Genomic DNA, 13,593 nt, shown 5'->3' with positions numbered 1-13,593 from the left:
CAATTAAGAATCAAAGGCGGTTCAGTAATGCCAAATTTTCTAGCAACATCTTCAAGGGAATCTCCTGTTCTTACCTTATAGTTTATGACATCTAATTTAAATTGAACAGGATAATTCGTAGATGCTTTTTTAGTAGTCAAACCCTGTTCCCCAAACTGTCGGAAAGCACTGACCCATTTTCTTATATTGGTTTTACTTCGAATTCCAAATCTTTTAGCCAAGGAAGCATATCCACCTTCTCCAGCTAAATAAGCGTTAACTACATTTTGCTTAAATCCTTCATCATATTTGACCACAAAAAACACCCCAAAAGTTAGAATTAGTTCGTCTAACTTTTGGGGTGCACATCATTAATCAACCAAGGTCTTTTGAGAAGCTCTCTTATGCCGAAGGATATAACAATTATGCTTTTTTCCTCTGATAAAAAACGATACCTGCTCCTATACTAAGCGTGATAAACCCAACAATCAAAAATTTTAACAAATCTTCCCCCGTTTTAGGAAGTAGTGATGCCCCTTGAACATTATCCGAAATAGCCCCATCATCTTCACCATCAACCGATCCTTCTACTTCTACTGAATCAAAATTTTCTGCCACAAAGGTAATCGTGAATTGCGTATCTAAACCTTGAAACTCATTCCCTGCATCTGTTGGGAATCTCAATGTGAACTCTAAATCCTCTTCGCTACCATTTGCTAAATCTCTTGGCTCCAACTCTAAATTGGCAAGTTTTCCTTTGTACAGCTCTTTGTCTCCTGCATGAATATCTAATCTTAATAAATCAAACAGCTCCCTTGAGCCACTATCATACTCTACGATTATTTTATATTCAAAATCCCGTATCCCCAGATTTCGAACCGTTGTTGTTCTTGGTGCCCAGTCACCTGGCTTCATATTATCTATATTAAAAAGGTAATCATTCGTAGTTGTTTCAATATCAACCTCAATGCTGGAATCTGAATTAGTTGCACTAAAAACCGTATTCACAGAATAGGTAAGCATAAATAGAAGAACGATGATACCCAAGCCTATTTTGGCAATCTCTTTCATAAAATCCCCCTTTCCATAGAGGTAAATTAACTCTCACTTTGCGGAGCCTCAGAAGCCTGATCCAGCCTTTTTTTAGATTTATCAAGTTCTGACAGTGCCCTCCAAATCGTAAAGCCTGCATAGCATAATAGTAAAATCCCTGGTATAAGTAATAAAAACGCACCATTTTGAGACTTAGCAAAGTCAACAAAATACCCGAGATAGGGAATAGTAAAGCCTGCATACACAGCTACCACATTTTCCGAGCGCACCGGATTCAAATCGGCTGCATTGTTGTTGTCCCCTTTTGTTCTGTATAATGTTTTTCCTCCGCTCTCTACAACTTCAACCACTCTATGGGTAATTAATTTTTGATCCTCAGCTACAAAGGTAATCACATCACCCTTTTCAAACCGAGTCATATCTCCGCCTGGTTTGACAGCGATAATCGATCCAGTTTGAAATTCCTGTTCCATCGAGCCTGATTGTACCGTCTTCAATTGATAACCAAAAATTTCAGGCTCTCCACCTGAGGCTTTTGAGATAGTGACAAAAAATAAGGCGAGCGTTAGAACGGTATAAAAGACAACGGTAAAAACACGATTTAACCAAATCATGAAATTGGGTTTTTTACGCTTCTTATTAGCTCTTTTCTCCATCACGAATATCCCCCTTACTTCGTGCTATCTCTACTGTCCTCATCTTCATCAGGATTCTGTTCCTCAGAAGATTGAGTTTCTGTTTCTTCAACGTTTTCACTCTCGTCATCCTCTGTTTCACTTGGCCCTTCCGTTTCATCCTCGGTTGCTTTGTTCTCCTCACTCATATCGGTGTCCTGACTTTGTTCTTCTTCCTGGCTTACTTCTTCAGTGTCATCTGAAGCTTGCTCATTACTTGAGCGATCGGAATCCGTTGACTCTTTTTCCTCAGTATCCGTTTGATTTTCATCTGCTGATCCCGGCTGACCTTTTTCTTCCGGGGTGGATTCGTCTGGTTTTAATTCATCATCTTCTTCACATACTACTTTAATGGTCTTACTCCAGGTTTCCGTCCTCGTTTCATAATTATCTTCATATCCTTCTCGCTGATACACTTTAACCTGATAGTTTCCTGGTTTATCTGCTGTAAATGTAATGACTTCCTTTTCCTTCGCATCAAGAGCTGGGATGGTTCCGGAAGTGACAATCTGGGCGTCATTTTTGTGATTGGTTTGATGTACTTCATATTCAGTTGAACCCATCATGCCGTATTCAGAATCATTTTGGACGGGAATTTTAACCTTAACCGCTTCACAACCTTTCACCACATTCTCCTCTTCTTCATCCTCTAAAAATACCAAATGGCTCCCATCCCACCATGTTCCGGCTTGAAATTCAAAACTGTCGCTTGTCACAAAATTATAATGGGCTTCGGTTGCGGAACCGCTTGTTAGATAAATGAAGGATATGGCAAGTAAGTAAAAAATAGAAACTAGCTTGGTCATAAGCAGCCATTTTCTTTTCTTTTTTAACGTTTGAAGACGAGTTTTGTTCAAATGTACATCCCTCCTTATTTTCAACACAAATAGATTTGCTTTATCAAACATGTCAAGGTGGAAATTGAAATGCTTGATAAAACAAAAGGGATTGGCTTATTGAATATGTATAAGAGAAAGGTGGGTGTACCACCCTTCTCCAGTTATATGATTTATCTTTCTTCTCCGTCTTCCTGCTCAGCAGTGAATGTCCATTCAAGGTTTAGTGTATCCCCTTGGAAAACGTTTTGATCTTCTCCGTTGTCTTTGAATTCAATCATAGCTGTTAGATGGTCATGATCTCCGGAAGGGATACCATCTTTTTTGTAGTCATGCCATAAGAATCCATCTTCCAATTCAGTTGCTATGTCATCTGGAGTCATTTGGGAAAGTTCAGCTAGGGTTTTTTGATAAACAACGGTGTAATTATCGTCATCCCAGAAGCCATCTTCCCATTCAGTGTGACCTTTGTTCTTGATAAATTTCACCACAAAATGCTCCCCAAAATCCTGATCTCCATTATCCTCATTTTCATCTATCACACTATAAGAGGTATCTAATAGAACACTTTTAATATCCAGTGAACCTGTATTTTGCAATTCAAAGTCTCTAATCATATAATCCCCTGGCTTCAAATTACCTACATCAAACACAACCTGTGGATCCATGCTCAAATCCAACGTACCTGCTGCAAAGGTGTTGTTTGATGTTTCCGTGTCGTTAAAATACGCGAATGTCCCCCCTCCTACTAATGAAATTCCGAGTGCTGCTGCTGCGATGCCTGCGCCGAGTTTTTTCTTTAAACTCATAAGACTTCCTCCTTTAAATTTTTTACCCCTTACTTATGTAAGAGCTGTTCGTTTTGTTCTTATTAACGAACCGTACCTATAGTCTATTTGATTCCTTCACTTTTGAAAAACTTAAAAAAAGACTGTTTTTCTTTATTAAGAACGTAACGAGTGCAATTTTCTTAAAATATCTATAATTTTCTTAAAATTACTAACCTTTATTAAAAACATATTGTACTATATAATGAACGTTAACCGCTAAGTTTTATTTTAGAATTTAGGAGAGCAAAAGATGATCGGAAACCGAATTAAAAAAAGAAGAGAAGAGATGGGATATACGATTTCTGAACTTGCCAAAGAATCGGGTATTTCTAAATCCTATATCAGTAATATTGAACGTAATTTACAAAAAAATCCGTCCATCCAGTTTCTCTACAAAATAGCAGAACCTTTAGATACCAATATTGGATACTTGCTATTAGGGATTGAGACAGATATAACCGGACTGGATGAAGAATGGATTGAACTATTACAGGATATTATTGAATCTGGTATCACAAAATCGGAATTTCGGGAGTTTCAGATATTTGTGAAGTATAGGAAGTGGTTGGATCGGGAGGATGGTTAATCGGTGCGAAAGTAGGGAAATACTTGTGGAAATTCGAGTTAATGACGAGTTCAACGGATTACTCTGTACTCTTCAGGCTGAATTACCACTCTCTTGGTTTAATCTTCTCCATTATGGATTGTTTCTCTTTATTGATTTAAATTCCGCTCTTTCCTCGCTATATTTTTTATGGACTGGTGTAATGATTTTTCATATAGGTTGAATTCATTTTAAAATAGGCTTAATACACATGAGACAGATTATTCAATTGTTGGGAATCGGGATTAATTTTAGTGTTGTATTTTCTATTATGGGGATATCGGCTAAATTGGTGAACTACCGGACTAAACATAAAATGAGTGATATGAATGTTAACTATCCACTTTTGCCCTGACTAATAAAAAAACCGACTAAGTAATCGAATGATTACATGTACACAGCGGGTTGGCTTTTAGTCTTTTACCCTTTTTTTGCAGTCTCTTTCAATTTTCTAAATACACTTATTCCAATAAAAAATAGACCTTCCAATTCATAAAAAGTTATTTTTAAAGGCTGCAAATCTATTATCAAATCGTTCTTCGTATTTAATATAATAGTGAAGATTAACTGCTTTTGTAGCACTATTTACTCTGGTTTGATTTTACACTGTTCTCTAATAAAGCATAATTAGCTTATTCAATTCTACCACGTGCTGCTGAGAGTCTTGAGAAACCACCTTTTCATCGTTTATAATTCTGCAACAATCAAATGAAGTATTGATTGAAGAGATTGAATATCAAAAAAGTCATTATTTTTCTATAAATATATCTTATTACCCTATCTTCATCTTTCTTTTCATCGTATTCAGAATATCCTTGTCTTCTTTATCCATTCCTAGCCAGTAATAAACGAGCATAAATATACCTATGAATAGTAGCGGTAACAATATTAAATTCATATACCATAGAAACTCAGTAAAACTCAACACACACTTAATTAATAAGGATGCAATGACAATTGAGCAGATTATTTTTACAAAACCAAAATTATAGGGGTGAAACCTAAACATTTTGTATACTAAAAGAAGCCTAATTATATTCGCAATACCGACGGATACCATGGATGCTATAGCTGCTCCTTCAATACCGTAAATAGGAATAAGTGTATAATTAAGACTAACATTGACAATAACTACGATAAAGTTGGTGATCATGTCTAACACGGGCTTTCCAGTCATGGAGAGAATCATACCTGCCGAACCTACTCCAGCATTAACAACTTGACCTACAGACACAAGGACAAGTGCTATGGATCCGGCAACATATTCACTTCCAAATACGTGCATTATTTCTTCATTAAGTAAAAAAATTAAAGCAAACGCAATTAAATTAACCCCCACAATCCATTTGGTAATCACCTTATACATATTTTCCAGTGTTTCAAGTTTTCCTCTGTGAAATAAAGAAGAGATTGTCGGAGCAAACATCGTATTAAAGGCAACGAGTATAAAACTGCTCAACGTTCCAACTCGTAAGGCTATATTATAAATACCTACTTGTCCATCGGTGCTGAAATAACCAATCATCATGATATCAGTTTTCTGACTAATCAACATTAAATACCCTGAAAATAAGAGGGGTAAAGAATACTTAAATATCTTTTTAAAATCCTTAAAATTACTGAATCTTATCCTACTGAACACACGTAATCGAATAACTAAAATGATTAAATAAATAAACCCTGTCACCGTTGCAACATAAAATGCCAAGACGATACTGTTCATCACAAAGCCAAGTAAATAAACACCAAGCAAGACCACAACTTTTAACACGGGAATAATAATGCTTTCATTTAATACAAAAAATTTAATCTTATTTACACCTTGAAACACACCTTTTAAAAGATCATTTAGTGCCAAAAAGATGATCAACGGTGCCATTAACTTAACTAAAGTATTTAATTCAGGGTTATTTAAAAGGATATTACTAATAAAATCACTGTTTATAATAATGCTAATAGCCACTATCGAACTTGTTAAAAAGACGAGTAGAAAACTTAATGTTATATAAGAATTTCGCCTGACCAATTGCTGATCTTCCTGTAGTTGAGGAATAAAATACACTAATCCTTTTTGTAATCCCATAATTACTAAAGGAGGAAGCAAACTGATAAAGGTAAAGATGTACATAAATTGACCATAAATCTCAGCACCTAAAAATCTGGCAGCAATAAAATTAAACAGCAGACCAAAGGATAGGCCAATTATTTTTCCTGAAAAAACGATACTTGATTGTTTTGTCACATTTGCTAGTTCTTTCTGCATGCTCAAATTCCTTTACACCATAATTTATAAACAAACTCAGTAGTTTTTTCCACACTGTCTCATTTTAACTCCAAGAAACGTCTTACCTTTTATACTTACTCATTTCCTCAATTTCATCCCAATCCATTGCTATTCGCACAATGTCTTCCTCAATCAATTCACTGCCGGTCTGAACCTCAATAATCTCCATATCAGTAGTAGCCTTGATGGCATGCTTTGCTGATAAAGGTATTTGAATAACATCACCAGTTCTTACATGTTTGTGCTCATTATTTAAAATAAGTACACCTTCACCCTTCACAATTGTCCATACTTCGCTGCGTTTATAATGAATCTGATAGCTTAAATTCTTACCGGAATGAATACCGATTCTTTTGGTCAGGACTTCATTTCCTTCTTCATATTTAGTATAATCCAACACTCTATACCAGCCCCATCTGCGCTCCTCATACATTGGGCGACCGCCAACATCTTTCACATACTCTTTTACCTTTGGACTGGATTCTTTATCAGTCACGAGTATTCCATCTGGACTCGCAGCTACAACCGCATGACTGACACCTAATAGAGTAACAGGAATGTCTAGTTCATTAATCACATGCGAATTCTTAACATCTTCACTGATAATTCCTTTACCAATGACATTTGTCGCCATTTCCTCTGTTATGGTATTCCACGTACCAAGATCTTTCCAGTACCCATCGTAAGGTAAAGCAATAATATGGTTAGCCTTTTCCACGACCTCATAGTCAAAACTGTTTTTTGGTAATTGACTGTATTGTTCAACAAGTTCATCATATTGGACGGGAAGACCCTTTTCTTTTAATAAGTCAATGATATACGAAAGTCTGAAAGCAAAAACCCCACAGTTCCATAAAGCATTCTTCTCCATTAGACTTTTTGCGGTCTCTTCTTTCGGCTTTTCCTTAAAGGAATCAACGACAAAGTAATCGTTTTTGTTGATTTTCTTTGGCACAATATAACCATATTTTTCCGATGGGAAGGTTGGAGTAACCCCCATTAAGGCTAAATCTGCGTTGGAATCAAGAAGAACTTCTTCCAATTCCCTTACTCTATTAAAAAAGTGATCCTCAACATAAGAATCCACAGGTAATATTCCAACAACTTGGTTCAGATTCGTATTTTGCACGGAATATAAATAAGTAGCAGCCAACGCAATGGCGGGAAAGGTGTCTCGTCTTTCTGGCTCGGTTATTATTGGAACATCGAGGCCTAATTGACTTTTAATCATGTCGACCTGTGACTTACTCGTCGCAATAACAGAATTATCTGCTAAATCACTTATGCTAAGTTGTCCCCATACTCTTTGGACCATGGATTCCCGTTCTTCACCATTCTGATTACTTAACATTTTCAAAAACTGCTTTGATCTGGAATCATTTGACAGAGGCCATAACCGCTTACCTGACCCTCCGGATAATAAAACTAGTCTCATCAAAAAACCTCCTACATATATTTCCTCTAAAGCAATTCCATAACTTAAACTTTATTCCAAATCTACTAAATTTGAAAATTTCGTATATAAATTCATATTGATATATTTGCTTACATACTCTTTTTGGTCATGACTCAATTTATTCAGACGATTGTGCTTAGTCAGTCCTTTATAGTTATTTTGTTTCCATTTTTCCTTACTTGTAACAAGATTGGAAGTTGCAGAGGAAAAATCAAGCATGTTACTTTCCCATTCAATTCCTAATTGATGACATAGCCGTTTTAAGATTTTTTCTGGTTCATCGACTAATGATTCATATGTCACTCCAAAGTGATTTCGTCGACTCAAATATTTAATACTTACTTCTACATCGTGATTCCACCGGTCCACACACTGCTCCAGAGACCTTCTGCCCCATATTTCTGGACTCCTATTGGCTACATCATAAATGGAGGCCGCAACATCCTTACCATCCCGGACTATATGAATAAATTGTGCATTCTCGCAAACTTTATGAATAAAAGGAACAAAATATAAATGAGCAGGTGTTTTTTCAATCCAGACCTTGTTTTTCTGATGAATTGTATACTGATCGAGTAATTTAATGAAATTCTTCCCATACTGTTTCGCAGTTTTCTTCTTTTCCTCACGCCACTCCTGAATAAGCTCTTTATCAAATTTATTTTCCTTCATAAATTCTTCTACAGATTGATTAATTCCTTTTTTAACTCCGTAGAATAACTTTTTGTAGCTTTTAAAATTATTTGTAAAAAAATGACTCTCTGTAAAAGAATTAATACTTGAGTGTGAGGAGAGCATACTTTGCAACAATGTTGTGCCGGATCTCGGGGCACCTACAATAAAAATTCGTTTCATTTGGATCCTCCTAAATAAAACCTGCCTATTTTAAAAGCGATTTATAAAACTCCAACGTTTTTCTGGAACCCTCTCTCCAATTGAAAACAGATTCCTCATCAATAAAATTCGTATCTTCATTAGATGGAACTAACTTAAGTGCTTGGCTGGTCTTTTCCAGGTCTTCAACGCTTAAGGAATGATTATACGTAAATACGATTGTTTCACCAAATTGATTCCTTAATTCTTTAAGGGCACCCTTATTGGGTACTAACAAAGGGCGATTAAAGGATAAAGCTAAAAGGGCTGTACCTGAATTTAAAATTTCTTTATAGGGAAGAACGACGACGTCAGCAACATTCATATAAAGTTGAACATCGTCATCATCAATAAACTCCAAGAATAATTTAATACGGTTATCTGTCTTTGCTAAGATCTCAATTCTTTCTTTTAATGCCTCAGACTCTGGCTTTCCGGCTATGAGCAAGCAACTGCTTTCATCTTTCATTTTTTGAAATTGGTTAATTAATTCAGGAATATTCTTATACTCTTTTATTTGACCAAAGTATGTGAACACTGTTTCATACTCGGATATATCCAGTTTTTCTTTGGCATTTTTTTTGCTAATATCATTTCGATAGCTGTCTTTATAATGACCGTGATACACAACGGTTGTGTCCACATCCTTTAAAGTTGGGAAATGGTTATGAGCCAGTTCTAAACCTGATTCAGTTAAGGCAATTGCCCCATCAATTTGTTTAATAAACCAATTTTTGTACCATTTTTCCATACGTGGGTACAATCTGCTGTGCGCTTCAAGATTATGTATCGTCCAGACAATTTTCGTATTTTGTCTCTTTGCGGTTTTGATTATAATAAAATACTTCACTAATTCTTTAAGAGCTTCTACCCTATTTTTCTTATTAAAAAAGGTTTCAGGCCAATGGAAATGTAAAATATCCCATTTTTGTTCGGACAGCTTTTCCCATTTAAAATCTTCTATAATAATATTAGGTTCTAAACTCTGTAAATTTGTATAGAGTAAATAATTATATGGATTACCTTCTTTATTATCAAACGCCGGGCTTGCTAATATTTTCAACACATTCACTCCTGTAAACGTCAGAATCAATCATTATTTATAGAAACAAATTTCCTCTGTTTTAACCAATATAGCCTTTACTAAAAGAAGATATTCAGCTATACGTTTTCTTATAATCTATTTGAAATCACTAGTTATAGTCCTTATTTAAATTCTACTATATATTCTATGTTTACAATTAAATAAATCATATCCATTAAATGAAGTCAATATATTGGAACAGGATTTGGAACTGTCATGACTCCAAACTAAAAATCCCCTTTTCCTGTGATATATCATAAGATCTACTAAGGGGATTAGACAAATTCTATTATTTATTTATCACTTTTTTTGCAAGATTATATAACTTCCCTAATCGTTTTCTTGTCTGAAAATAGAGGTCACTCTTTGCCAACTTGATTGATGACCAATCGATTTCCGATTCTTTTTGATTTACATGTGCATATTCACTCTCGGAAATTGCACGTATTTCGTTGACATTTCCTACATTGTGAGGGAGCGTAGGCAGCTTCAGGTCTATGGTATGAATTAAAGTCAATGATTTTCTATCTATAAAAGCTAAATGCCCCTTTGTGGTAAATCTTTCCTCCCGGGATGCATGATCAGAGAAACCAATGACAATATACCCGTCGGTCACTGACATTCCTTTCGTATGACCTGGAAGGGATATTTCCTTCAAAATACGCTGCTTATTTAAATCAACCACCACAAAAAGACCTTTAGATGAAGCGTTATAGTACAAGTAATTGCCATCAACAAATAAGTTATGACAGCCTGTATGCCATACAGGTATGAGATGCTGGAGGGTATAACCTTTATACTTATCATGTTTAAAAATAGCGATTTCACTTTCTTTTCTACCTCTATTATGGAATAAAGTGAATAGCAGCCCTCCGCACTGATAAACAGAGTTGATATGGTTAATATCTTCAGTTTTACCATCAATAAAGTACTCATTGATTTTATTTCCATTAAAGCTGTAAAAAACAATGCTATTAAACCTTGTATTCACAATATGCATTCCATCATTTTCCTCAATCATTTGATGTATATCACCGAAGTTCATTTGATGTAAGTCTGTTGTCGAACGCAATAATTGGTTATTTCTGATATCATATGTATCTATCTGCGGCAAAAGAATATCATTGTTGATTCGCTTTACCACATGAACCTGATTCTGAGCAAGTGCGATTCCATAATGATGATTTTCATTCAGCACTTGGTAATTTTCAATTTTCTCATTTTCCACATTTATATGGACTCTAAATAAATAGGAATGCGTGGCTACTATAAATTCCATAATTTTACCCCCTCCAGTTGAAGCGAATATAAGTTAACTATCATTAAGATTACCAGAACTTATCACTTTAAACCAACAGAAACAAAGATACCTTTTCAATATCATGCAAGAAAACAGATCCAAGACAAGTAATGACCGTTCTTATAATGCAGATAATCATAATAGGAGTTCCCTTCATTTAAGGTTCCATCATTAATTTTCAACGAAATCTGGTTAATTTCTGCTTGATATTATTCAACAACTTGCGGATGATGACAAAACTGTATCCTCTCTCATAATTGTTCCGGAAAGAATGATAAAGAATTATTCAATAAAATAGTAGGAGGTAACTAATATGCTTAGTAATACGACAACCGACTAGTCATTTGATAAAGATGAGCATTGTATAAAGTTACGAATAATGGATATATGGGAATATGGAAAATTGATACTGTGATTCCTAATTTCCCCTTAAGGAGGAATAAAGGGGTGTCGTGGTGTGGGACAAGCTATTTTCAAGGAAGCGGAGGATGAAAACAGCGGGTTGGAGCCCACTGTTTTTTGGCCTTTTTTGTAAATCCCTCCTAAAACGATATACCACCTAGTGACTTTTGCCGAACATCGTACCAGTACATTTACTCTCTGTATTTATAGTAAATAAAACATTGACTTAAACTTAGTAGCATTAAAATTATTATTTTTGCCAAGCTGTTTTTATATAACTAGAACTGCTGTACAAATTATACTGATTAGTAAAATTAGTAAACCATAAAAAATACATAACAGCCAGCCTATTTATTGCCATTTGCTTGCTTTATTAACTCTAAATAATCATCCTTCAAAATGTTTTTATTGTAATAATTTGATTGTCTATCAAGATGTTTATTTACGTGTTTAAATCCAAATTCCTCAATTAACGTTCTTCTTTCTGAAAACAAATTGGTTCCTAATCCTAATCGATTTCCCTCTATTTCTACTCCAATACTTGCCAAAATAGTAGGATACATATCTAAAGAGGAAAAAAATCTGTTTTTTTCTTTATCAGGCTCAACTGCTGTATTCAAAAATGTATTGTAAATGGTTCGTTTATAACCTTCATAAGTATACGTTGGGAAGAATCCACCACCTTGCATACTGAGGTGGTCTCCCATTATTACTAGAGTGGTCTCTTCGTAAAAATCTTGATCTCGTAACCATTTTATAAATTCATTTACCTGTTCAGATGAGTAAGCATAGACATTTTCATATTGAGTATTAAATTTATCATCTGCCCCACTTTCCAAATATCCATCAGTAAAATGGGTGTTCGCGGTCAAAAAGGAAAAACTAAAAGGTTGATCTGAACGAGCTAAAGAAGTTATTTCTTCTTTTGCCCACTTAAATAAATGCGTATCATCAAATCCCCACCAGACCTTATCACCTTTCTCCATTTTCCCTTCTTTTATAGCCGTATTTAAATCAAATATCTTATAGTTACCATGACTTTCATAGTAGTTCCTACGTCCACCAAAACTCGCATCAGAACCAAACATAACTTCTAAATTATATCCCTCTTTATTTAATATATCTCCTAAAGTATATGCACCTGGCATAAAGTTATCTGAATTTCTATAAAGGTTCTGATTTACCGGAATTTTTAATGGCAAACCGGAAGTAGTGGATGTGAGTGCTGCAACAGTCCAATCTGTACCCGTAACAGGAAACGCTCCGCCAATTAGATCTGTGTTAGAAAAGTTTATATTTTCTTTTGCTAACTTCTCTAATTCGGGGATTACGGTATAATCCCAGCCACCACCACTTTTCTTATCAATCAGCGAATTTTCCATAGACTCTAAATATAAAATAATTAAATTTCTCTTTTTTTCTGGAAAGTTTATGGCTACATCCCTGCCACTTACATATTCTTTACTTATAAATGTGGATTGCTGGTCTAATTGCTCTAAATAATGATCAAATCCAAGTAACTTATAACTTAAAAATAGCGACACTAACATAACTAAAAAAGCATATATTAGTCTTAATTTCCTAAGAGGGAATATATGGATATCTATTTTTTTATTTCTAATTTCTAAAGATATAATATGTTCCCTCTTTTTAAATTTAATAAAAGGAATTAATAAGAAGGAAAAAATCAATAAAAATGGAAGTGTTCCTTGTTTAATGGCCGTAACAAAAACATCGTTTGATGTACCTTCTATACCACTCATTAGATAAAAAATCATTTCATCTATGCCTTGATTTGCAAAATTATTACTTATATACTTTGCAGTAGCACATATTAATGCTGCAATACTTAAGAGTATAAATGTTAGAAAAGATGCAACTATATTAATTATTTTTTTCATTTTGAGATTCCACTTTTACTTTTATTTTTACATTTAATTCAATAAACCGGTATATGAAGGCAATTACTACTGAAATCAAAGTCGCTAAGATACTGTATTTCATTGTGAACAAAATACTAAATAACAGTGTAGTTCTGTTAAAAATAAAAATTAATAACCCGTAGCATATGGAATTTGTAATCACTATAAGTAAAGCGAGATTACTTAATACTTCAAACCATGTAATACTCCGCTGAATAATCTTGGAATAAAATAATAATCCAATAACAGAAGGCATTATTAATGCCATAACTTCATTAAATGTCACTTTTTCACCC

General features: G+C 34.5%; 13 protein-coding genes. 1 reads left to right on the top strand and 12 read right to left on the bottom strand.

The features are described 5' to 3' along the window. The 5 genes from BMX63_RS17415 to BMX63_RS17395 all read right to left on the bottom strand — a co-directional run. Nucleotides 1-296: helix-turn-helix domain-containing protein (locus BMX63_RS17415; protein ID WP_143060130.1), on the bottom strand; the 296-nt coding region annotated here is incomplete at its 3' end. A gap of 106 nt (nt 297-402) precedes the next feature. Further along, nucleotides 403-1,050 carry an LPXTG cell wall anchor domain-containing protein gene (locus BMX63_RS17410; protein WP_093137850.1) on the bottom strand — a complete coding sequence of 216 codons (648 nt, stop codon included), beginning with the start codon at nt 1,048-1,050 and terminating at the stop codon, nt 403-405. A gap of 26 nt (nt 1,051-1,076) precedes the next feature. Beyond that, complete coding sequence (sipW, locus tag BMX63_RS17405; protein ID WP_093137848.1) at nt 1,077-1,688, bottom strand: signal peptidase I SipW; 612 nt, start codon at nt 1,686-1,688, stop codon at nt 1,077-1,079. 14 nt (nt 1,689-1,702) lie between these two features. Further along, complete coding sequence (gene tapA / locus BMX63_RS17400; protein WP_177167375.1) at nt 1,703-2,563, bottom strand: amyloid fiber anchoring/assembly protein TapA; 861 nt, start codon at nt 2,561-2,563, stop codon at nt 1,703-1,705. 152 nt (nt 2,564-2,715) lie between these two features. Continuing rightward, entirely contained in the window at nt 2,716-3,351 is a 636-nt protein-coding gene (locus tag BMX63_RS17395) for a TasA family protein (RefSeq protein ID WP_093137845.1), read from the bottom strand. Between the two features lie 271 nt (nt 3,352-3,622). On the opposite strand from BMX63_RS17395, the gene BMX63_RS17390 reads away from it, so the two are divergent. Continuing rightward, complete coding sequence (locus tag BMX63_RS17390) at nt 3,623-3,958, top strand: helix-turn-helix domain-containing protein (RefSeq protein ID WP_093137843.1); 336 nt, start codon at nt 3,623-3,625, stop codon at nt 3,956-3,958. Between the two features lie 790 nt (nt 3,959-4,748). Here the strand turns inward: BMX63_RS17390 and BMX63_RS17380 are convergent. From BMX63_RS17380 to BMX63_RS17350, 7 genes are all read right to left on the bottom strand, one after another. Next, entirely contained in the window at nt 4,749-6,239 is a 1,491-nt protein-coding gene (locus BMX63_RS17380; RefSeq protein WP_093137840.1) for a flippase, read from the bottom strand. A gap of 82 nt (nt 6,240-6,321) precedes the next feature. After that, on the bottom strand, nt 6,322-7,695 hold the full coding sequence (locus tag BMX63_RS17375) for a sugar phosphate nucleotidyltransferase (protein WP_093137838.1): 1,374 nt from the start codon (nt 7,693-7,695) through the stop codon (nt 6,322-6,324). A 51-nt stretch (nt 7,696-7,746) separates the two neighbouring features. Next, the gene (locus tag BMX63_RS17370) at nt 7,747-8,571 is read right to left on the bottom strand and encodes a sulfotransferase family protein (protein WP_093137837.1); all 825 of its coding nucleotides are present in this window, start codon (nt 8,569-8,571) and stop codon (nt 7,747-7,749) included. Between the two features lie 25 nt (nt 8,572-8,596). Next, nucleotides 8,597-9,652 (bottom strand): glycosyltransferase family 4 protein, encoded by a 1,056-nt coding sequence (locus tag BMX63_RS17365; protein ID WP_093137835.1) that lies wholly within the window; start codon nt 9,650-9,652, stop codon nt 8,597-8,599. A gap of 310 nt (nt 9,653-9,962) precedes the next feature. Then, the gene (locus BMX63_RS17360; protein WP_093137833.1) at nt 9,963-10,952 is read right to left on the bottom strand and encodes a hypothetical protein; all 990 of its coding nucleotides are present in this window, start codon (nt 10,950-10,952) and stop codon (nt 9,963-9,965) included. Between the two features lie 770 nt (nt 10,953-11,722). Further along, nucleotides 11,723-13,276, bottom strand: a complete 1,554-nt coding sequence (locus BMX63_RS17355) for an LTA synthase family protein (RefSeq protein WP_093137831.1) — start codon at nt 13,274-13,276, stop codon at nt 11,723-11,725. Further along, nucleotides 13,260-13,583 (bottom strand): hypothetical protein, encoded by a 324-nt coding sequence (locus tag BMX63_RS17350; RefSeq protein ID WP_093137830.1) that lies wholly within the window; start codon nt 13,581-13,583, stop codon nt 13,260-13,262. Before BMX63_RS17350 ends, BMX63_RS17355 begins: the two co-directional genes overlap by 17 nt. Between the last annotated feature and the right edge of the window lie 10 nt (nt 13,584-13,593).

The sequence above is a fragment of the Salinibacillus kushneri genome, from assembly GCF_900111405.1.
GTDB classification, from domain to species: Bacteria; Bacillota; Bacilli; order Bacillales; family Alkalibacillaceae; genus Salinibacillus; species Salinibacillus kushneri.
This window is presented reverse-complemented; position numbering and strand designations above follow the sequence as displayed.